This window comes from Microbacterium sp. H6 (genome assembly GCF_003314775.1).
Lineage (GTDB): Bacteria > Actinomycetota > Actinomycetes > Actinomycetales > Microbacteriaceae > Microbacterium > Microbacterium oxydans.
The window spans coordinates 19,143-19,479 of record NZ_QOAY01000202.1 but is presented as its reverse complement, the minus strand read 5'-3'; the positions used below and the strand labels follow the sequence as shown (position 1 = coordinate 19,479).

General features: G+C 68.5%; 1 protein-coding gene. It reads left to right on the top strand.

All coding sequences use genetic code 11. From position 1 onward, the window contains the following. On the top strand, positions 1-337 hold a 337-nt coding region (locus DSP71_RS23835), incomplete at both ends, for an AI-2E family transporter (RefSeq protein WP_258546438.1).

Genomic DNA, 337 nt, shown 5'->3' with positions numbered 1-337 from the left:
GTCGTCGGAGGGTGGCCTCTGCTCATCGGTGTGGTCGCGGTCTACTGCGTCGTGAACGTGGTGCTCCAGGTTCTCGTGCAGCCGAAGTTCGTCAGCGACGCCGTCGATCTCAGCTTGACCCTGAGCTTCTTCTCCGTGATCTTCTGGACCTTCATCATCGGCCCGCTCGGTGCGATCCTCTCGATCCCGCTCACGCTCCTCGCACGCACGCTCGTCTTCGAGGGCGATCCCGACACGCTCTGGGTGCGGTGGCTCTCGGGCGACCGCACCGCGGTCCCGCCGACACCGGAGCCGGAGCCCGCCCCGGCGGCGACACGGCGAGGCCGACGGCGGCGTA